The organism is Psychrobacillus psychrotolerans (genome assembly GCF_900115805.1).
GTDB lineage: Bacteria > Bacillota > Bacilli > Bacillales_A > Planococcaceae > Psychrobacillus > Psychrobacillus psychrotolerans.
This window is the reverse complement of sequence record NZ_FOXU01000006.1, coordinates 216,003-237,990: the sequence shown is the minus strand read 5'-3', so window position 1 is coordinate 237,990 and position 21,988 is coordinate 216,003. Positions and strand designations below refer to the sequence as shown.

The 21,988-nt window shown below is 36.2% G+C and carries 19 protein-coding genes and 1 rRNA gene; 8 read left to right on the top strand and 12 right to left on the bottom strand.

Annotated features, from left to right (window positions below):
• Positions 1-216, bottom strand: a 16S ribosomal RNA gene (locus BM260_RS13205); the annotation flags it as partial.
• Positions 217-986: 770 nt separating this feature from the next.
• Here BM260_RS13205 and BM260_RS13200 point away from each other — a divergent pair.
• Together BM260_RS13200 and BM260_RS13195 are read left to right on the top strand one after the other, a co-directional pair.
• The gene (locus BM260_RS13200; protein WP_093537815.1) at positions 987-1,706 is read left to right on the top strand and encodes an MgtC/SapB family protein; all 720 of its coding nucleotides are present in this window, start codon (positions 987-989) and stop codon (positions 1,704-1,706) included.
• Positions 1,707-1,720: 14 nt separating this feature from the next.
• A complete protein-coding gene (locus tag BM260_RS13195; RefSeq protein ID WP_093537814.1) occupies positions 1,721-2,710 on the top strand; it encodes a cation diffusion facilitator family transporter in 990 nt (329 codons plus the stop codon).
• Between the two features lie 72 nt (positions 2,711-2,782).
• Here BM260_RS13195 and BM260_RS13190 read toward each other — a convergent pair whose 3' ends face one another.
• The 4 genes from BM260_RS13190 to pruA form a co-directional block, all read right to left on the bottom strand.
• On the bottom strand, positions 2,783-3,946 hold the full coding sequence (locus BM260_RS13190) for an iron-containing alcohol dehydrogenase (protein ID WP_093537813.1): 1,164 nt from the start codon (positions 3,944-3,946) through the stop codon (positions 2,783-2,785).
• Positions 3,947-4,035: 89 nt separating this feature from the next.
• The gene (locus BM260_RS13185; protein WP_093537812.1) at positions 4,036-5,280 is read right to left on the bottom strand and encodes a Glu/Leu/Phe/Val family dehydrogenase; all 1,245 of its coding nucleotides are present in this window, start codon (positions 5,278-5,280) and stop codon (positions 4,036-4,038) included.
• 82 nt (positions 5,281-5,362) lie between these two features.
• Entirely contained in the window at positions 5,363-6,556 is a 1,194-nt protein-coding gene (locus BM260_RS13180; protein WP_093537811.1) for an ornithine--oxo-acid transaminase, read from the bottom strand.
• Positions 6,557-6,619: 63 nt separating this feature from the next.
• Positions 6,620-8,164 carry an L-glutamate gamma-semialdehyde dehydrogenase gene (gene pruA / locus BM260_RS13175; RefSeq protein ID WP_093537810.1) on the bottom strand — a complete coding sequence of 515 codons (1,545 nt, stop codon included), beginning with the start codon at positions 8,162-8,164 and terminating at the stop codon, positions 6,620-6,622.
• A 137-nt stretch (positions 8,165-8,301) separates the two neighbouring features.
• Here pruA and BM260_RS13170 point away from each other — a divergent pair, with 137 nt between their 5' ends.
• Positions 8,302-9,609 carry an AAA-type ATPase lid domain-containing protein gene (locus BM260_RS13170; RefSeq protein WP_093537809.1) on the top strand — a complete coding sequence of 436 codons (1,308 nt, stop codon included), beginning with the start codon at positions 8,302-8,304 and terminating at the stop codon, positions 9,607-9,609.
• 111 nt (positions 9,610-9,720) lie between these two features.
• Here the strand turns inward: BM260_RS13170 and yugI are convergent, their stop codons facing one another.
• The 3 genes from yugI to BM260_RS13155 all read right to left on the bottom strand — a co-directional run bounded on the left by yugI (position 9,721) and on the right by BM260_RS13155 (position 12,834).
• Positions 9,721-10,095: a S1 domain-containing post-transcriptional regulator GSP13 gene (gene yugI, locus BM260_RS13165; protein WP_093537808.1), complete on the bottom strand. Its 375-nt coding sequence runs from the start codon at positions 10,093-10,095 to the stop codon at positions 9,721-9,723.
• Between the two features lie 74 nt (positions 10,096-10,169).
• A complete protein-coding gene (locus BM260_RS13160; RefSeq protein ID WP_093537807.1) occupies positions 10,170-12,287 on the bottom strand; it encodes a hypothetical protein in 2,118 nt (705 codons plus the stop codon).
• Entirely contained in the window at positions 12,277-12,834 is a 558-nt protein-coding gene (locus BM260_RS13155; RefSeq protein ID WP_093537806.1) for an RNA polymerase sigma factor, read from the bottom strand. Before BM260_RS13155 ends, BM260_RS13160 begins: the two co-directional genes overlap by 11 nt.
• Before the next feature lie 130 nt (positions 12,835-12,964).
• Here BM260_RS13155 and BM260_RS13150 point away from each other — a divergent pair, with 130 nt between their 5' ends.
• Positions 12,965-14,302, top strand: coding sequence for a sodium-dependent transporter (locus tag BM260_RS13150; RefSeq protein ID WP_093537805.1), 1,338 nt, complete (start codon positions 12,965-12,967; stop codon positions 14,300-14,302).
• 86 nt (positions 14,303-14,388) lie between these two features.
• Positions 14,389-14,601, top strand: coding sequence for a helix-turn-helix domain-containing protein (locus BM260_RS13145; RefSeq protein ID WP_093537804.1), 213 nt, complete (start codon positions 14,389-14,391; stop codon positions 14,599-14,601).
• 47 nt (positions 14,602-14,648) lie between these two features.
• Here the strand turns inward: BM260_RS13145 and BM260_RS13140 are convergent, their stop codons facing one another.
• On the bottom strand, positions 14,649-14,909 hold the full coding sequence (locus BM260_RS13140) for a DUF1871 family protein (protein WP_093537803.1): 261 nt from the start codon (positions 14,907-14,909) through the stop codon (positions 14,649-14,651).
• 75 nt (positions 14,910-14,984) lie between these two features.
• Here BM260_RS13140 and BM260_RS13135 point away from each other — a divergent pair, with 75 nt between their 5' ends.
• Positions 14,985-16,151: a MalY/PatB family protein gene (locus tag BM260_RS13135; protein WP_093537802.1), complete on the top strand. Its 1,167-nt coding sequence runs from the start codon at positions 14,985-14,987 to the stop codon at positions 16,149-16,151.
• 566 nt (positions 16,152-16,717) lie between these two features.
• Here BM260_RS13135 and BM260_RS13130 read toward each other — a convergent pair.
• Positions 16,718-16,924: a hypothetical protein gene (locus tag BM260_RS13130; protein WP_093537801.1), complete on the bottom strand. Its 207-nt coding sequence runs from the start codon at positions 16,922-16,924 to the stop codon at positions 16,718-16,720.
• 16 nt (positions 16,925-16,940) lie between these two features.
• Complete coding sequence (locus tag BM260_RS13125; RefSeq protein ID WP_175496299.1) at positions 16,941-17,678, bottom strand: peptidylprolyl isomerase; 738 nt, start codon at positions 17,676-17,678, stop codon at positions 16,941-16,943.
• Positions 17,679-17,816: 138 nt separating this feature from the next.
• Here BM260_RS13125 and BM260_RS13120 point away from each other — a divergent pair, with 138 nt between their 5' ends.
• Positions 17,817-19,052, top strand: a complete 1,236-nt coding sequence (locus BM260_RS13120) for an MFS transporter (RefSeq protein ID WP_093537800.1) — start codon at positions 17,817-17,819, stop codon at positions 19,050-19,052.
• Positions 19,053-19,263: 211 nt separating this feature from the next.
• Positions 19,264-21,117, top strand: a complete 1,854-nt coding sequence (locus BM260_RS13115; protein WP_093537799.1) for a transglycosylase domain-containing protein — start codon at positions 19,264-19,266, stop codon at positions 21,115-21,117.
• 297 nt (positions 21,118-21,414) lie between these two features.
• Here BM260_RS13115 and BM260_RS13110 read toward each other — a convergent pair whose 3' ends face one another.
• Entirely contained in the window at positions 21,415-21,969 is a 555-nt protein-coding gene (locus BM260_RS13110; protein ID WP_093537798.1) for an AAA family ATPase, read from the bottom strand.
• Positions 21,970-21,988 lie beyond the last annotated feature (19 nt).

Below are 21,988 nucleotides of genomic sequence, written 5' to 3'. Positions count from 1 at the left end.
CCGTCTTTTAACATCTCCCCATGTGAGGAAATGGATTATTCGGTATTAGCCCCGGTTTCCCGGAGTTATCCCAATCTACAGGGCAGGTTGCCCACGTGTTACTCACCCGTCCGCCGCTAAATCAGAAGAAGCAAGCTTCTTCGTCATTCGCTCGACTTGCATGTATTAGGCATGCCGCCAGCGTTCGTCCTGAGCCAGGATCAAACTCTCCATAATAGTTCACTTCCAGTATGCAGAGCACATTGAAAGCGAACAAATTAGAACTAGTTTAAAAGCTCATTTTGTTTTGCTGGCATCATCATTAAATGATGTCCAAAATTGTTTTGCTATCATCCTAACAAGTTAGTTGAAAGCTATGTTTCTTAACGTTTTGCATGTTCAGTTTTCAATGTTCATGTTGTTCGCGTCGTTTTGACGACTTTATTAGTATAACTTATTTCAGATTTGATGTCAAACACTTTTTTTAACTTTTTTTAACTTTTTTTAAGTTGTTTGTATCTCGTTCCGAAGGACAAGTATTAATATACATCTTCTAGAAAGAAAAAGCAACCCTTTTTGTGAAAAAAACTTTAATATCTATTAAACTCTTGAATTGTTGAGCTCTTACAATCACTTAATAAGTTCTTCCAGAATAACTCATGAGAAATCTAGCCTTCTTATTTCGTTCATAAAAGACTACCAAACCTCTACAGCAAATTCAATCAGCGTGATTTCAAATATTAGTTTGACTAATAGAGATCACTCTTAAGCAATAATGAAATAAGTTAGAAATTGATACATACGTCAGAACTTTATTTTAACATCTTCTATACTTATAATAGAAGATAACAAGAAATCTCCCAATCTACTACTATGCTTTTAGTTTCAAGTGCATCCACCTTAAGTATAAATTATCACTCTACAGATCTCCATATTTAATGTCCTTCTTAGATTAAATCGATTTGTAAAATATCTTCAACCCCTAAAGAATAAAGGAGGAGTTATCGATGGAATGGGTAAACTACTTGGATGATTATACTGAAATTACATTTAAATTAATCTTTGCTGCATTATTAAGTTTAATAATAGGTATAGAAAGGGAACTAAAAAAGAAACCTATTGGATTAAAGACAAGTATAGTGATTGCAACATTTAGTTGTCTCCTTACTTATATATCAATAGAAGCAGCTTACACCGCCATTCCGAATGATGCTATTAATATTACAATGGATCCTTTGCGTTTAGCAGCACAAATAGTAAGCGGTATAGGTTTTCTCGGTGCAGGAGTTATACTCCGTAAAGGTAATGATACTATAACTGGTTTAACAACCGCAGCTATGATTTGGGGAGCTGGCGGAATTGGTATAGCTGTAGGTGCTGGATTTTATATGGAATCCGCTCTTAGTGTAATTATTGTAATAATAGGAATTGAGTTAATCCCTCCCCTTCTCACAAAAGTAGGTCCAAAACGACTGAGATCCAAGGAGCTATCTCTAACAGTTGTGGTAAGAAATCCAGAAAGCATTCCCAAAGTATATGACTATTTACAAGGAAGCGGTGTTTATATAGAAAGTATTCGCATTAAAGACGTCACTTTAGACAATAATACAATTAAACATGAAATGAATATGAGGTTATCAATAATCACTAAGAAAAATACTGCAGAATTTTACGCTACCATTAAAAAACAAAAATTTATCGAATCGGTAGATGTAGAATCTATTTAAAAAGGAGTAATCATATGGGAGAATTATTTAGGTTGTTAAAAGGTGGTAATAAGCCTTCATTATTAGCAGCAGTTGTAAATACTATTATTGCAATTTTAAAAGGTGGTGCGTTTTTCTTTACAGGAAATGTAGCTATGTTTGCAGAGATGATGCACTCTATTGGCGATGCAGCAAACCAATTCTTTGTTTATATTGGGTCATCCTTATCTAAGAAAGCCCCTACGCCAAGATTTCCAAATGGTTTTGGACGCTTAGTAAACCTCGTTTGCTTAGGTGCTGTAATTATTGTCGGAATTTTATCTTATGAAACAATTATAGAAGGTTGGCACCATATTCAACACCCGACTGAATCTACAGGTGTTGCCATTACCCTAAGCGTACTTGCTATTGCCATAATTTTGGAATTTGCCGTCTTATATAAAGCTGGAAAAGAGATTTTGCATGAAGTCGGGATTAAAGGAACCGCCTTTTCTCCATTAACAACAAGCTTTACCCACTTAAAGAGAGCTAAACCTGCAACAAAGCTTGTTTTTATGGAGGACTTAGTAGCAACAGCAGGAGGAATATTAGCGTTTGTGGCCGTTTTAATTTCCCACTTTACTGGTTTTTTACAAGCAGAAGGTATAGCTTCTATTATGATCGGTATTATGATGTTCTATGTAGTAGGGAAAGTATTCCTAGATAACGCTCGAGGCGCACTAGGGGAAACAGATGAACAAATGCTCACTCATATTGCTCATATTGTTTCTGAGAATCCGCATGTAAAGGATATTCAAAAGCTTGAAGTTATAAAAGAAGGTGAATATCTCCATGTGGAAATAATTATTGAGATAGATCCTCAATATTCTTTCGCCGAGGTGGACGATATTCAGGATAAAATTAAAGAACTTATTTTAAATCAACAAGGAGTAACAGATATTACAATCTCCTTTGATGAAGATGACGGAATCAGAACGTGGACTGAACATCGAGATCAACGTACCGTGTTAAAAACACGCGATTAGTGTTATCGAAAACAATATTAATAAGAAAACCACATGACGAATCCTGCCATGTGGTTTTCTTATTTCTTACTATTATAGACAAGCTGTTAAAATTGTTTTTGTATCTTCTGCATTTAACTTATGGAAATTACCATATTCTCCATAAACCATTGCTTTTTCTACCATCAAATCGATCTTGCTTTCATCTATATTGTAATCACCTAATGTAGAAGGTGCATTCAATGACTTCCAAAACGCTTCTAAGCGATCAATTCCCTCATACGCTACTTCTTCTACTGATTTGCCTTCAGAATTCACGTTAAAGACATTAATTGCAAGTTTAGCAAAACGCTGAGGATTTACTTTTACATTATGACGCATCCATCTAGGGAAAACGATAGCTAATCCTCCACCGTGTGGAATGTCATAAACTGCTGAAATCGCATGTTCTAAATTATGACTTGCCCAGTCCCCGTTGTACCCCATTTGTAGGAAGCCATTTAACCCTAATGTACCTGCAAATAGAATAGTTTCACGGTGCTCATAGTTTGTAAGGTCTTCTATGAGTTTTGGTCCTACTTCTATTACTGTACGAAGAGTACCTTCTATCATTTCATCTTGAACTGGTGTATTTGTCGCATTGTTATAATATTGTTCGAACATATGAGACATCATATCCACTATTCCATAAACCGTTTGATCAAGAGGAACAGTGAACGTGTTTACTGGATCCAAAATAGAGAATTTAGGATAAACTAAAGGACTTCCCCATCCATACTTCTCTAGAGTTTCTTCATTAGTAATAACAGATCCAGAATTCATCTCTGAACCGGTTGCTGCAAGAGTTAAAATAGTTCCAAAAGGTAAAGCTTCTTGTGGAACCGCTTTACGTGAAACAAAGTCCCAAGCATCTCCGTCGTATTTAGCCGCAACTGCGATAAGTTTCGTACAATCAATTACGGAACCTCCACCAACTGCTAGCAAAACATCAATGCCTTCTTTTTTACAGATCTCTGCTCCCTTTCTAGCTGTGGATAGTCTAGGGTTTGGTTCAACCCCTGCAAGTTCAAAAACTTCCATTCCTGTTTCTTTTAATTCAGTCATAACGCTATCATATAAACCATTTTTCTTGATACTACCCCCGCCGTAAACAACAAGGACTTTCTTTCCGTATAATGATAATTCCCCTTTTAACTTTGATAGTTGATCTTTACCAAATATCAATTTTACAGGGTTATAAAATGAAAAAGCATTCATTTGACATCCTCCTCTTTCCATACTTTCTTAATAATAAAAAAACCGCTTGTAAAAAACAAGCGGTTCACCTTACTAGTACTTCAATTATATTATACCCATCCACGGAAACGTGACGCTTCCGCAGTTTTACGTACACCTACCATGTAAGCAGCTAAACGCATATCGATATTACGAGTGGATGCCACTTCATAGATATTTGCGAATGCATCTACCATTTTCTTCACTAGTTTCTCATCTACTTCTTCTTCAGTCCAGTAATAACCTTGGTTATTTTGAACCCATTCAAAGTAAGAAACTGTTACACCACCAGCACTTGCTAAAACATCAGGAACTAATAGAATTCCTCTATCATAAAGAATTTTTGTACCTTCTGTTGTAGTTGGTCCATTGGCAGCCTCTACTACGATCTTCGCTTTAATATTATGAGCGTTTTCAGCAGTAATTTGGTTCTCAATAGCAGCTGGAACTAAAATATCACAATCTAATTCTAATAACTCTTGGTTAGAAATCGTATTTTCAAATAGAGTTGTTACAGTACCAAAGCTATCACGACGATCCAATAGATAGTCAATATCTAAACCATTAGGATCATGTAAAGCTCCGTAAGCATCGGAAATAGCAATAACTTTTGCACCTTGATCACTCAAAAACTTAGCTAAGAAGCTTCCTGCATTACCAAAACCTTGGATAACAACGCGCGCTCCTTGCATATCAATATCACGTTTTTTTGCAGCTTCATTGATAATAATAGTAACACCTTGAGCAGTCGCACGGTCGCGTCCTTGTGAACCACCAAGTACAAGTGGTTTACCAGTGATGAAGCCTGGTGAATTGAATTGGTCCATACGACTATATTCATCCATCATCCATGCCATGATTTGAGCATTTGTAAATACGTCTGGAGCAGGAATGTCTTTTGTCGGTCCAACGATTTGTCCTACCGCACGTACATATCCACGGCTTAGACGTTCAATTTCTCCCATTGACATTTCGCGCGGATCACAAATAACTCCACCTTTACCTCCACCATAAGGAAGGTCCACAATACCAGCTTTTAATGTCATCCACATAGATAAAGCTTTCATTTCATCTGGTGTTACACCTGGATGAAAACGTACTCCACCTTTTGTAGGTCCAACAGCATCATTATGCTGTGAACGGTATCCAGTGAATACCTTTACTGTATTGTCATCCATGCGTACTGGAATTCGAACTTCTAGCATCCTTAGTGGTTCTTTCAAAAGGTCATACATTGCTTCGTCATAACCAAGTTTGTTCAGAGCCTCTTTAATTACAGCCTGAGTTGATGTAAACAGGTTTAAATTTTCAGCCATTTTATATTTTCGCCTCTTTAATATTTAATAATTTCTTCGGAACCATTGTAACATAGAATTGTTGATATTTGTCTAAAAATTATTATTTATTGAATACTTTCTGGATTCTTTCAATTGCCCAATCTAACTCTTCTTTTGAAATGATTAGAGGTGGTGCAAAACGAATTACTGTATCATGTGTTTCCTTACATAATAAGCCTAATTCTTTAAGCTCTTCACAGAATGGGCGTGCGTCTTCTGTTAATTCCATTCCAATAAACAATCCACGCCCGCGTACTTCTTTAATAGAAGAATGTTTAATTTCTTTCAATGCATCCATAAAGTAATTTCCTAGTTCTAGGGAGCGAGCCGCTAATTTTTCATCTATCAACACGTCTAACGCTGCAATTGAAACCGCACATGCCATTGGGTTACCACCAAATGTAGACCCATGAGATCCCGGATTAAATACACTTAGAATTTCTTTGTTTGCAACGATACATGAGATTGGGAAAACTCCTCCGCCTAATGCTTTTCCTAGTATATACATATCTGGATCTATATCTTCCCATTCAGATGCGAACATTTTACCAGTACGGCAAAGACCAGCTTGAATTTCATCCGCGATAAATAAAACATTATTCTCGCGACATAATTCAAGCGCTGCCTTCATGAATCCAGCAGGTGGAATGATAATTCCAGCTTCCCCTTGAATTGGTTCAATTATAAATGCTGCCGTGTTAGGAGTAATTGCAGCTTTCAACGCTTCTAAATCACCATAAGGTATTAACTTAATACCTGGAAGCATTGGGCCAAATCCTCTTTTGTATTCAGGATCAGATGAAAGTGAAACCGCTCCCATAGTACGACCGTGGAAGTTTCCATTACAAGCAATTACCTCTGCTTGGTCAGCTGCTACACCTTTTACATCATATGCCCATCTACGAGCTGCTTTAAATGCTGTTTCAACTGCTTCTGCTCCAGTATTCATTGGTAAGACCATGTCTTTACCTGTTAACTCACTAACTTTTTCATACCATGGACCTAATTGGTCATTGTGGAAAGCACGAGAAGTTAGAGTTACACGATCCGCTTGATCTTTTAACGCTTGAATAATCTTCGGATGACGATGTCCTTGGTTTACTGCCGAATAAGCAGAAAGCATATCCATATATTTGTTACCTTCAGGATCTTTTACCCAAACACCCTCTGCTTCAGATACTACTATTGGAAGTGGGTTATAGTTGTTTGCACCAAATTTATTCGTTTGTTCAATCATTTGCGATGAAATAGTCATGCTTTCATTACCCCTTTTTTTTAAAATGAAGGCAGACTTCAAACAAAGTCTGCCTTGGAAATTTTAAAGCATTTCAGATGTTGTTTTCGCTTGCATATGAAGTTGGACATAATCTGGTCCACCAGCTTTTGAATCTGTACCAGACATGTTAAATCCACCAAATGGTTGGTAACCAACAATAGCACCTGTACATCCACGGTTGAAGTATAGGTTCCCTACATGGAACTCTTCACGCGCTTTTTCTTGATTCAAACGATTATTTGTAATTACAGCACCTGTTAAACCGTACTCTGTATTGTTTGCAATTTCTAATGCCTCATCGAAATCTTTAGCCTTAGAAATACCAACAACTGGTCCAAAGATCTCTTCTTGCATAATACGTGCAGTTGGAGATAGGTCAGCAATGACAGTTGGTTGGATAAAGAATCCTTTAGAATCATCTCCTGTACCACCAGTAACCAAACGACCTTCTTCTTTACCAATTTCGATATAACTCATAATTTTTTTGAATGAAGCACCATCGATAACTGGACCAACAAAGTGCTCATCACCGTCAGGAATACCAACCGTTAAAGCGTTTGTCAATTCTTCTACTCTGTTCAACACTGTGTCGTAAACGTCTTCTACGATTACTGCACGTGAACATGCAGAACATTTTTGACCACTGAAACCGAATGCAGACTTCACAATAGACTGAGCTGCTAATTCTAAATCAGCCTCTTTATCCACTACGATTGTGTCTTTCCCACCCATTTCAAGAATAGAACGTTTAATCCAAATTTGCCCTGGAGCTAATTTAGAAGATTTTTCTACTATTCCTAATCCAACATCACGAGAACCTGTGAAGCTGATTAGACGAGTACGTGGATGTTCTACCATGAAATCACCAATTTCAGCACCAGAACCTGGGATGAAGTTTACTACTCCAGGAAGCATACCCGCTTCTTCTAATACTTCTACAAATTTATAAGAAACGACTGGAGTTGTGGAAGCTGGTTTTAATAGTACAGTATTACCTGCTACCATTGCCGCAACAGTAGTACCAGCCATGATTGCAAATGGGAAGTTCCAAGGTGAGATTACAACCGCAACACCTAGTGGAATATAGTTATATTGGTTATATTCACCTGGACGACTTTCAACTGGTGCACCATTTTTTAAACGTAACATTTCACGTCCGTAGTATTCTAAGAAGTCAATTCCTTCGGCAACTTCTACATCAGCTTCAACCCAAGTTTTACCCGCTTCTCTTGATAATAGAGCAGAGAACTCAAATTTACGACGACGAATGATAGCTGCTGCTTTGAAAAGAACGTCTGCACGTATTTCAGGCTTAACTTTTTTCCAAGTTTGGAATGTTTCATCAGCAATATCCATAGCCTTAGAAGCAATTTCTTGTGTAGCTTTAGAAACAGCACCAACTAATTCTTCTTTTTTTGCTGGATTATAAGATTTAATTTTTGCTTCTGTAGTAATACGTTCTCCACCAACGATTAATGGGAAATCATTTCCTAGGTATGCATCAACTACTTTGTATCCTTCTTGCATCGCTTTTTTATTTTCCTCTTTTGAAAAATCCGTGAATGGTTCGTGTTTGTAAGGTATCAATTTAATATCCTCCTTCGATTTGGGTGCAAAAAAAATTTGCAGTTCTAATTAGTTTACATATATAATAATGCAAAAGATTGTTGCGTAATTCAAGTAAAAAATTCTAAAATGTGAAATATTTTTTTGAGGTGAGCCTTTTGGACGAACAAATAAAAGATTTTCTACCGTTTTATAAATTTGCTACCGAACAGGTAGCAGTTGGTATTCATGCCATTGACTTAACAGGCAAAACCATTATTTACAATGAAAAAATGAAAGAGATTGAAGGGCTAAATTTAACTGATGTTGTAGACCGTTCCATCTTCGAACTTTTCCAATTTGAACAACAAGAAAGTACATTGTTAAAAGTTTTGCATAGTGGCGAACCAGTATTACGAGCTAAACAGACATACTGGAATCGTAATGGCCAAGAAATAACCACTATTAATGATACATACCCTATATGTCTTGAGGAAAAACTTATAGGAGCAGTGGAGTTTTCTCGCGATATCACTGCTCTAGAGAGACTAATTTATCAGCCTTTAAAAAGGTACAATGAATCGATTACCCTTTCTAGCATTACAGCAGTTTCATCAGAAATGCAAGATATATTAGAACGTTCTATAAAGGCGGCACATGTACGAATGCCTGTCCTTTTAGTTGGAGAAGCTGGAACGGGCAAGGAATTGATCGCTGAAGGAATTCACAACCAACTCTCCCCAGTAAACAAACAGTTTATCTCTCTATACTGTCATAGTTCAGATAGTTTTTTAATAAAAAAATTTCAAAAAGAGCTTTCTGATATGTCACACTGTACAATATTTTGTGAAAGAATTGATTTATTATCCCTCGAATTACAAAATGAACTTTTGCAAATTCTATCTGCAAATGAAGCAGGACAAAACCTTTATATAGCAAGTATTGGCGAGGACCCAGTAGATCTTATTTCTTCGAATAAGTTAAGCAAGGAACTATATTATTATTTTGCCCAGGTAACAATCAGTATTCCACCTTTGCGCAAACGTACAGAAGATATCCTTCCTTTTATGTATGATTATTTTAATCGCTATTTAAACCGTTATGGCTCCACTATAAAGGATATTGAAGAAGAAGTTGTTCAAGCTTTTTTAAAGTATGAATGGCCGGGTAATCTGAAGGAATTGGAACTGCTCCTAGATGAAATAAGTTCAATGGTAACTACTGAACAAGTGTTAAAATTTGATATGTTACCTTTACACTTTAAGTTAAAGGTCCAGGATTTTAATGTGACTTCAGGAAAAGCAGAGGATTTTGTGATAACGTCGGATAAAGAATTGGTTCCTCTAGATGAATATTTACGATCCGCAGAAATGTATTACTTACAAAAAGCTTTAGATAAATTTGATGGCAATATAACTAAAGCTGCGGAAGCATTAGGCATGAGCCGTCAAAATTTACAATATCGAATACGGAAGATGAAGCGATAAGAGATTCTGCTTATACAAAATATTAAAAAAAACAAGAATGAGTTCATATTGTTGAACAACATTCTTGCTTTTTTTATACATAAGGATAATCTCTGCGAGAGCTAACCCTTTTTACAGTGCTGATTTTTTGATCCAGTCCGCTAATTTTTCCTTTAACGAATTAAACCCTTCTTCATCATGTTCATCTATACGATCTTGAAGTGATTTCCGAGGTCTATCGTCACGTTTTGGTAGTGTCGGTTTTTCCTGGAGTTCTCTCATGGACAAGCTTATTTTACCAGCCTCATCGTCAATCTCTAGAATTTTCACCTCTACGCCTTGCCCTACAGTTAAAAATTCTTCCACTTCTTTTACATACCCGTATGTTATTTCTGAAATATGCACTAGACCCTGTGTTTGCTCATCTAAGCTTACAAAAGCTCCGTATGGTTGAATCCCTGTAACTTTACCCGTGACAACATCTCCTACCTTATAATTTTGAGTCATGGTCCGTTCCTACTTTCTTATATACGTTATAGTCATGTTAAATTATAACATAGTAGGAAGTATGACGGCAAAAGTCACTGTGTTGGCATAAACGGTGGTCTCCATCCATTGTCTGTTTGTATTAGTTGAAAACCAAGAACGTTCTCCTGTTCATCAGGGTATTTCGTTAATGTAACAACTCCCTCCCCATTCAATTTTTTTTCAAATTCCATTTGTTTAAATTCCAGTCTAATATCTTCTATATGTTGATGTTCTGCGTTCATGTATTCATCTTTGGGTATTTGAAGGTGCCGATCATCCTTAATATATAACTCATACTGTGTTTCGAAATCCTTTAGCTGAGCTGAATAATAGTACAAGCCTACAATTTCTACAGGAGTGGCCCCTTTTAAAACTGTTTGATCATAAGTTCGTACAAAGGATATATATAAATCATGAACGCGCTGAAGTAGTTTATCATCCACTGGTTCTACTTTACTTATTAAGTAATCCTCTTCTCCTTGAATTCTCCATATATCATCATTTTCCAAACGGAGAAGTATATCATAGCTGACTTGACTTCCTTTTTCCTGTCCAATATAGGTTTTCAAATTATTATTGTCCGGGATTAAATACTCTTTGTTAAAGTATAGATTTTTTGCACTATCTCCAATGATATTTTGAAAAGTTGGGTTCTCTAAAAATGCTTCTTTTTTATATTCATTTTTAAAATCACTAGTCATCAATTCCCACATCATTTCATGGTTATCTTGCCCATCAGCATAATGATACAAGAGCGTGATATCAATAGGTCCAATTCCATGTAATACTAGGGGATTAAAGTTCTCATTGAACTTTTTATACAATTCATGAATTCCATACATTGTATAAGGAGTCTCTAAACTATTCTCCACTCCATCAGGCAGTATAGAAATCCAGTCTAATTTGTTCGTTTCTAGTTTGTTATCCAAGGCTAAGAGATAATAATCTCTTAGCTGCTCTATGTCCAATAGTTTATAGGTCTCATTGTATGTCCAATCACTTGATTTCATTGAAGCAACGATAGGCTTCATCATTGTAGCTAATGGTGACACACCCGGAATATTTACTAGTGACTCCCATGCCATCTGGGTTTCAATATTTATTTTATTGTCATCATTTAATATTTCACCAATGTCTGATGGAAAAATAATTTTTTCTGCTAACTCAAAGTAATAATTTTCCCAGCGAGAATGTATTGCCGAACCTTCGCTTGAATTTAGTAATGTAAATTCTATGCTAGCTAAATAATATCCTAATTGAGATAGTTCTTGTTCCTCTAACAAAGTGGCTATCCCGTGACCTGGAATTAACTCATACATTCCTAAATAGCGCGCCTCATTTTCATCTAAAATGGAGAAAAGGTCTCTTGTGAATAAGGCCCAATCAGGTATAATTCGAAATTCCGTTCCTTCCAAATTTACATCTAGTTTCAATCCTTCTTTAGGCAAAACTTCGATCATGCTTTGTATTTCTTTTGAGAGATTATATCGATTGGCAATGAGTACATGCTCACTTAGTCTTCCCTCATGTTTGGCAACTTTAAGAGCATCTTCATTATCTCGTAGAATTTGCTCATAGTAGAAAATTAAATTCTCCGTTTTAGTAACAAAATCATCTACAAAATAGGAGCTTTCTTTACCGTTTATTTTACCTCTTTTTTTAGCCACTTCTATCATTTCAGAAGGAAGATTTAATCCTTCAATAGCCAAATCATATGCCTCTTGAATAGAAATATCATCATTTTTCCCTTCTAAAGTCCCTGGGGCAATTTGGGAGGAAAAAATATTATCAGCGTACTGAACAAATTCTAATGTAGTAAATTCCGCATCATTCATCTGAAGAATTTTTTGACGTCTTAATCGTTCGTCTTTATAACGGCTTTTAAATTCTTCTATATCTTCATCGCTGTAGTTTTCATCACTAGTTGTTGTATTATCTGAGTCGGTTAGATATGTTGTTCCTAAAAGTCCAATCACTAACACACTTGCTACGCTCACTGCCCATACGGTAATTCGTTGCCGCTTTGATCCTCTGATTTTCTTTTCTATCGGAGGAACATTATTCTCATTTTCTATTTTCGTTAAAATTTCACCAGGATCAATAGATGAAGGCAATCGATCATAGGATGATTTTAAAAGATTTAAGCGTTCTTCTAATTGTTTATCGTCCATGCTTGACTCCTCCATTCACTTGTATAGCAGATTTTAATAATGCTTTTGCTCGCATTAACCGTATTTTTATCGTAGATAAGGGTACATTTAATACTTCTGCAATTTGTTCATATGATAATTCATGAAAGTAAAACATAATAATAGGATGACGATATTTTTCATCCAGTGCTTGGATAGCATTATGGAGATGCCGGTCTTCCTCAAACACTAAAACTCGTTCCTCCGCTGATTTCGTTGTATAATTTAATCCGACTTCTACGTGCAATTTCTGTTCCTTTTCCTTTTCTTTTGTTTCTTTTCTGTAGTAATCCCTTGCAGTATTTAAGGTGATTTTATATAACCACGTCGTAAACCGATCACGCTGAAATTGATGTAAGAACCTATATAGCTTCACAAATACCTCTTGAGTAACATCTGGAATGTCATGAACTTGAACACCACACTGAAATGCAAATTTTTCAACGGTTCTATGATGTATATGTATGAGTTCTGTATATGCGGTTTTGTCCCCTTTTTGCGCTCTTTCTATTAACTCGACCTCTAACATATTCCTCCCTCTCTCTCTAGTGCTCTAATGATGATACGAAAGATTATTGCAGTTTGTTTCGTAAAATAAATTAACATTTTCTCTAAATCCTCATGTACAATAAAACAGTCCTATTAAAGGAGGTATTTTCGTGACAAATCGGGATCATTTTGGATCTAAAATAGGATTTATATTAGCGGCAGCCGGAAGTGCAATTGGACTAGGTGCTATTTGGAAATTTCCTTATATGGCAGGGACAAACGGGGGTAGTGTGTTTGTTATCTTGTTTATCTTATGTACTTTACTAATAGGTCTTCCTATCTTGCTTGCTGAATTTGTAATTGGGAGAAAAGGTCAAGCAGATGCTGTCACAGGCTTCAAAAAGCTTGCTCCAGGCAAACCTTGGTTTCTAATCGGGTGGGCAGGATTTGCCTTTTCATTTATCATATTATCATTCTATAGTGTTGTTGGTGGGTGGATTTTATCTTATTTGTTCCGCGCCATTACATTTAGCTTAAATGGTAGTAGTGAATCATTCTTTAATGATCTGTTCGATACTGTGATTTCAAATCCATGGGAGGTATTAATTGCTCAGGCAACTTTTATCCTGTTAACAATTTGGATTGTATCTGGGGGTATTAAAGGAGGAATTGAGAAAGCTAGTAAATGGATGATGCCCATCTTGCTAATTTTCTTTGTAGTACTAGCTATTCGGTCCCTCACACTAGACGGTGCTATCGAAGGGATTAGGTTTTTATTTGTACCGGATTGGTCCTACTTTACATGGGAGACTGCATTACTTGCATTAGGCCAAGCGTTCTTCTCTTTAAGTGTTGGTATTTCTGGAATGATTACTTATGCATCTTATTTACCGAAGGAGACTAATATTAGCTCATCTGCACTTAGCGTCTCTCTTTTGAACATCGGTATATCCATTATGGCAGGTCTTGTTATTTTCCCAGCAGTCTTTGCATTAGGCTTCTCACCAGACGCAGGACCAGGGTTAGCGTTCATCATTATTCCAGCAGTATTTGATCAAATCATTTTCGGTCAATTTTTCTTAATTTTATTCTTTGTTCTCCTATTGTTTGCAACACTTACTTCTTCCATCAGTATGTTAGAAATAGTTGTATCAATTGGCATTAAGTCTAAATATGATAGAAGGAAACGGGCTGCTTGGAGTTATGGCTTCCTCATTTTCTTATTAGGTATTCCAAGTGCCTTATCTTTTGGTATATTAGCAGATGTTCGCATCTTAGGTATGTCGATTTTCGACTTCGCCGACTTCTTAACGAGTAGTATCGGATTACCGCTGGGAGCATTGTTTATATCATTATTTGCTGGTTTCCATTTTTCTAAGTCCACACTAATCCAAGAACTTAGATTGAATGATTTTCTACTGAATTCTTGGCATATTATTGTGCGTTTTGCAGCTCCAATCGCTATACTTGTGGTATTCATCCAAGGTGCTATGAAATTATTAATGTAAAAATTGTACTTTTTCTGACATTAATATCAAAAGTTTTAAGAGGAATTATGTTATAATATAATCATTAAGATAGGGGTGGGTTTAACATGAAAAAAGGTTTACATGAGCAATTACGTCAACTTAGAGAAGAGCGTAATATTACGCTAGAAACTCTTGCATTAAAAACAAGAATTGGTACTGGTAAGCTAGAAGCCTACGAATCAGGCGTTGAACAACCATCAGTTCAAACAATTCTAAGATTGTCCAATGCACTTGAAGTTCCAGCTTCTAACTTATTAGACGGTATTAAAGAAGCTTAATCAATAAAAAAAGCTTTCGGTTTAATAAAACCGAAAGCTTTTTGTTTTTAAATAATACATTTCATTTCATACTTTAAAGCGATTAGCTTATAAGATATCTCTACGCATTTTTCTAATGGAATCCATTCTTCAAAAGAATGTTCATAAATTTCTTGAATTCGTTTCGCTAAATCAGATGGATGGTCAATATTTTGTAGATAGGCAACAACATCTGCCGTTTCTGTTTCATATGCATTCTCTCCAATGTGGAAAGGATCCCATTTTTGTAATGTCCATACCGCTCTTCTATTCATTTCAATTGTGTCCATTTAGTTTCACCTTACTAGTTTTATTAGATAGGGTTATAATAACATAATAAATATAAATTGAAAGGGGAAATCACTTTGTCCATTTTTTCTACTGTTTTTAATCGTCGAAATACATATTCTGCAAAATGGGATATGTTAGAGCAAGTATATTCTATCAATAACGCTTCGGAAGTACTCCCTATGTGGGTTGCGGATATGGATTTCGCCATCCCTTCTGTTATCATTGAGGCATTACAAACACGTATGGAGCACCCAGTATTTGGTTACTCAATGGCACCTGAAGAAACAAAATCATCGCTTACTAAATGGGTTGCAGATAAGCATCAAGTAACTATACAAAATGAGTGGATTATGTTTCGCCAAGGAGTAATACCAGGAATAGCGGAAGTAATCGAAGCCTTCACAGAAGTTGGCGATAAGGTGCTTATTCATACTCCAGTCTATCCACCATTTACGACTATCCCTACAAATTTAGGGAGAGAAGTGGTTACAAGTCAGTTAATAGAAATGGATAATTCCTATGAGATGGACTGGCATTCATTTGAAAAGTGTTTAAAGAATGATGTAAAAGCTTTTATATTATGTAATCCACATAATCCAGGTGGAAAAGTTTGGAGCAAAGGCGACTTAACGAAAATGGCTGCACTTTGTCAGCAATATAATGTATTAGTATTATCTGATGAAATTCATTCGGATCTCATTTTTGAACCAAATAAGCACACTCCATTACTTAATGTAGCGGAAGATCCAAATAATATTATTACTTTTTTTGCTCCAACTAAAACGTTTAATCTTGCAGGTATTCAAGCTGCTGCTATGGTGGTTCCTGATGAACAAAAACGTAAAGTATTAGAGAACCTTGCGATGAGTCGTGGATATATGGGCTTAAATATATTTTCACTTACCGCCCTTCAAACCGCATACGAACAAGGTGGTCCATGGTTGGAAGAACTATTAGAGGTATTAACTGTAAACATGGATTACGTGATAGAACATCTTTCCAAATTAGAGGGCATTAAAGTTTCTAAGCCTGAAGGCACCTATTTGGTTTGGATTGATTACCGTGGGACAGGCCTTTCTGAAAAAGAAATGATGGATCGTCTATTAACTGTTGGTAAGCTTGCTCTAGAACCAGGATCCAAGTATGGAAAAGCGGGAGAGGGATTCTTGCGAATGAATCTAGCTTGTCCCCTATCCACCGTTCAAGATGGCGTCGAACGTTTTAAAAAATCACTTGAATAGAAGTATTTTAAAGCACAATCATTTCATAGTACTAAAAGACTTTTATGAATAAAAAAACAAGGCACTTTCTGTCCGTTTTGGTCAGCGAGTGCCTTATTTCATTTTCTATTTCTTACCCTTATTTATCTAATTTCTTCGCTATTCGCTTGAGATTCACATGCATATTATTGTGGCACCCTGAAGTGAAGTTCTATGACAAAATTGACCAAGCTTATTGTCTTTCGGCACGACGATATTGTAAATCACATGTATGGACTTAGTTTAGAATTTCTTGGTTTGAAATCATGGGACGTATCAACTGAGTATACAGGAAGAGAAAAATTCTTTAGATAGGAGAAGAAAAATTTCTTCCTAATAAGCAGATGATACTAGCTGATTAGCGTGGAAGGCAGCGACTTCAAATGGAATGCAAATCAACGACTCCCCAATTTAAAATAGCGAGCAAGAGAACATAAAATGTTCCATTGCTCGCTATAAAATACCTTTTAGGACTTTTTCAGAGCCCTCTGTAAATGGAGGGTCTCTTTGTATATGCACCTATAGTAATTGTCATACTATTTTAGAGACTATTTGTGAAGTTCATCTTTTTTTGCTTGCATAATTTTTTCTTCTAAAACTCTTGCTTTCTCAGCGTCTTTTCTAGATTTTTTCAATAACCATCTAAAAACAATTACACAAAGCGCTACTAAAACAACTAATTCGATTACAACAGGTATATATTCCGATTTATCTTCTGGGAAATACAAAAAAGCTAGATGTAAAAACGAAAACATATAGACACTCCTCTAATTATTTCTGCGTAATTTCCATTGAATCTATTGTGATATCGACTAGTGGCTTGTCCTGAGCGCCTTTCTTAACTGCTGCCATTTGGTCCACTATTTCCATACCTTCAATGACCTGACCAAATACAGTGTGTTTTTGGTCAAGATGCGGAGTTCCGCCCATTTCTTCGTAAGCTTCAGCTATTTCCTTTGGCCATCCACCATCGATCATTTGCTTAGCTGTTGCAGGTGGTTCAGAAGCTTGAACGATGAAAAATTGACTACCATTTGTATTTGGTCCTGCATTTGCCATCGAAAGAGCTCCCCTTAGGTTGAAGAGATTCATCGAAAACTCATCTTCAAATTCTGCTCCGTAAATACTTTCTCCCCCCATGCCAGTACCAGTTGGATCTCCACCTTGGATCATGAAATCTTGAATAACACGGTGGAATATTAAGCCATCATAATAACCGTTTTCTGCATGTGTTAAGAAATTCTCCACTGTTTTTGGAGCTAGTTCCGGGAATAATTTAATCTTAATCGATCCCATTGATGTATTCATAGTTACTAATGCTTCATTTGAAGCAACCTCTTTAGATAGTTGTGGATACATGATTATCTCTCCTTCTTGTTGGGTATCAGAATTAATAGTAGAATCTTCTTTTTTTAACTCTACTTTCGATGCTTTGGAATCATCTGTTCCACAAGCACTTAAAAAGCAAATAGTTGTTGCTATCCCTATAATTACTAATAGTTTTTTCATGAATCATTCACCCCAAATTAGTTTACCATAACAATACACCAAAATTCAGTGACAAAGTATCTAACTTTCTTCGACACACTAAATGTTCTATACTAATAATAGTACAAGCTAAGAAAACAATAGAGGGAAGGGATTTCAGTGAGCGTACAAAAGCGCAATTTTACGATCATGTGGTTTTCAATCTTTCTAGTTTCTGCCACGATGACAATGATTATGCCGTTCTTATCCTTATATATAAATACAATGGGTGATTTCTCGGAAGCGTATGTACAAAAATGGTCGGGACTCGTATTCGGCGCTACATTTGTTTCTGCATTTTTAATGTCACCTATCTGGGGAAGAATAGCTGATAAATATGGATATAAACCAATCTTAATCATTAATGGATTTGGGATTGCAATTAGTGTTTTGTTAATGGGGTTTGTTAATTCTGTAGAAGCCTTCTTTGTCCTACGTTTGTTTATGGGGATTGTCACTGGATTCATCCCTACCTCTTTAGCCTTTATAAGCTCTCAAACTCCAAAGAAAATTGCCGGAAAAACAATGGGTACTTTGCAAATGGGTAGTGTTTCTGGTACATTATTCGGTCCCATTATTGGTGGGTTACTAGCAGATACATTCGGTTTTCAATATACATTTATGATTACTGCAACAGCTGTCTCTATTGCGGCTTTAATAGTTCTTTTTGGAATACATGAAATTCGCAAAGAGAAAAAAGAAGGAGATCATGAATATTCCAGAAAAACTGTTATCTCCAGTATATTTCACCACCGTCTCGTGTTAAATGTTCTAATGATAACTTCCTTAATACAAATTGGACTTTTTAGTATTCAACCACTTTTATCTTTATATGTTTCTCAATTAACGAACTCGAAAGAAGTTGCCCTTCTTGCAGGTATTACCTTTAGTGCTACCGGAGTAGGAAGTCTACTGTTTGCTAGAACTTGGGGAAAACTAGGAGATTCTATTGGATATGAAAAAATATTATCCTTTCTTCTAATTATAGCCTTTGTTTTTATCGTGCCTCAGGCATTCGTCACCGAATTATGGCAACTGATAATACTGCGTTTCTTGTTCGGTATTGCATCTGGTGGATTAATACCAATTACTACCGCTTTAATACGAAGAGAAGCCCCTATCGAGGTTCAAGGTGAACTAATGGGATATAATACAAGTTTCCGTTTTTTAGGTAATATAATTGGACCAATGTTTGGAGGATTTATCAGTGGTTACATCGGTATTTCATCAGTCTTTTTTGTTACAGGTGCGTTGTTCTTAATAGCATTCGTTATTATATACTACGCTAGAAAAAAACCTCGAATAGATTTTGAGGATGTGTTAATAGAGGAAGAAATGCATGCAAAATTAACTTAAAGATAGCACACTTTCCATATCGAAAGTGTGCTATTCTTTTTATTAGAAAAGAGAATATATGCTTTGACATATTATCTGTCCAGATCCAGCGCCTTACCCATCGAGTCGTTACAAAATGTTTTTATTTTACGACGCCCTTCTCGCAGAAGAACCACGATGTCGTAAAATTTGCGCTTTAGTTATTAGATTATTAGAATTGGAGTGCAAGTTTATGCGACAAGCATTTGGATATATTATTGTTCTTCTTTGCTTTCCTCTCATTTGGATTTTATACTCGTTTATCCATAGCGAAATTTTAACTGCATCAGAGTTTAAAGAAAGTTTAAAAGAGGCAATTCCACTGAATACACCCGTTATTACATCTCCTATAGTACTGTTGGATAAAGATAAGGAAATTTTCTCAGAAGATTATGTTGAGTGGCGAGATCCCCTGCCATTAGAATCTATTCCTCTCTTCGTACAAGAGGTGCTTATACAAAGTGAGGATGCAGAGTTTTATAATCATATTGGCTTTAATTTCAGTGCGATTTTTCGTGCAGTTTTTGCCAATGCCGCCGCAAATTCCAGCGACCAGGGGGCAAGTACGATTACTCAGCAATTAGTGAGGCTACGTTACTTATCTACAGAAAAAACGTATGAACGAAAAGTTACGGAACTCGTCTATGCCTATGAGATGGAAAAACAAACAGAAAAAGATGAGATACTAGAGAATTATCTAAACGAAATATACTTTAGTAACCAAGTGTATGGAATTGGGGCAGCTGCAACCTACTACTTTGGTAAACCGTTAAATGAATTAACGGAAGCACAACAAGTATTCATAACCGCTATACCTAACAACCCGTCTCTATATAATCCTTTGGAAAACTTCGAAGCTACAAAGAAACGACAAGAGTTGTTGATAGAGGTATTAGTGAAAAACAACAAAATTTCTGCAGAGCATGGAAATAGCTTAAAAAACGAGCCTATTGTTCTTCAGACTAAGACAAAAAAACAATTGTATCCAGTTTATAGCACCTATGTGTTAGACGAGCTAAAGTCCCTGATCAGTAGTAACGAGGGGTTTCAACAGAAAATTGAGTCTGCCTCCAATGAGCAGCAGGCGGTGTTTCTAAAAAACGAATTACAAACTCGCGTAAACGAAGTAATCTCGCAAGGACTAATCGTGCATAGCGCATTAGATCCTCATAAGCAAAAAGAAGATGTAACATATATCGATAATCTCCTAGACAGAACAAATGATTTACAAGCTGCTTCTATCGTTATTAATAATGAGACAAGAGAAATAGTCAGTATGTTCGGCGGCAAAGATTATAAAAAGTTTGATTTTAACCGGGCTAATCAAGCAGTGCGACAACCCGGTTCAGCTTTAAAACCTTTACTCGTATATGGTCCCGTTTTTGAAACGACTTCATTAACTCCAAACAATGAGATTAGTGGGGGGAAACTATGTATTATGAGTTATTGTCCGCAAAATTATGGTGGGGCCATATACGGCAATGTATCGCTAAAACAAGCATTTCGATTTAGTCACAATACACCCGCTGTGCGTCTATTACAAACTGTAGGGATTGAAGAGGCATTTGCGAAATTAGAGCAATTTCAATTTAATCACTTAGTTCCGGGAGATCATACCTACCCTGCTGCTCTAGGGGGGTTAACGAATGGGGTTACAGTCCTGGAGATGGCTGATGCTTACACAGGCTTTATCAATGGAATGTATAAACCGGCTCACGCTATTCAAAAAGTAACGAACAAGAATGGCGATTCTCTATATGAATGGCAAAAAGAAAAGATCGAAGTCTGGTCTCCTACAACTGTGCATACAATGAGAGATTTACTAGCAGACGTGGTCGCTAATGGGACCGGCAAGGGCATAAGTGTGCAGTCCTCTTATATTGGGGCTAAAACAGGAACAACCAATGATTTTTATGATTACTGGATTACAGGGCTTACAGATACTTATACAGCTGCAGTGTGGATTGGTTATGATATGCCGAAAAATATGAAACCGATAGAATCGAAAAAGATTCACCATAAAATTTTTAATCAAATAATGAATTGAGAAAAGTCTATTTCTATCGTTTTCGAACGGCTCTGAATAGTTACTATGCTAACTGATTATTACCGAGTCATATTTAAGGGATGCTAGTTTGTTGTGACGTCCTTCACAACCTACCAGCATCCCTTTTTCTCTTCTTATAGTTGTTTCCGTCTTCTTTATACCACTCGGAGACACGTTAGCATGGATTACTAGAGAAAGGATACCTTCCTATTCAGTAAATAAGCTCTCTCTCGAAGATGAAATTTTGTTCGCTATTTTGCTTCTTTATATAATAATTTCTTCTAATCTCTACATACCTCAAAAAGCAGTATCTACAATTTTTCGAATGACGGACTCAACATCCTCCTGCTTTTTAATAACAAATAAATGCTCGGCTTCATCTCCAGCAGGAGTTAGTATATCGCCTTCTTTTGTTTCTACCTGTTGGCGAAAAAGTACTTCATCAAAAGTGGCAGCCACTCTTAAAATCGATGTACTACGCTCACTTTTTGTAATTCTCTCTTTTAAAACATGATCAGGGATCTCAAAGTTTACGAGGATACAAGTAAACCCTTTGCTTTGATAATAATTGATTAGTTTCAAACGACCATTCCGATTGCGATTTGAGTTACAAAGAATCATATGACAATTTGTCTCATGAACAGCATGATGAACAATAGCTTGTGTAATTGCATATTTTATCGTATTACTACCCTGCTTGGGCAATAAGGATTGGTAATGCTCATGAAGAAACTCCGCATGATTATCTTGATCTATCACAACTGAGTTGAGAAGCTCTTTTTCTAAAGCTTTGGCAAATGTAGTTTTGCCACTATGCGTTTTTCCAACTGTCATAATTACTAACCTTTTCATTAGACAACTCCATCGTCAT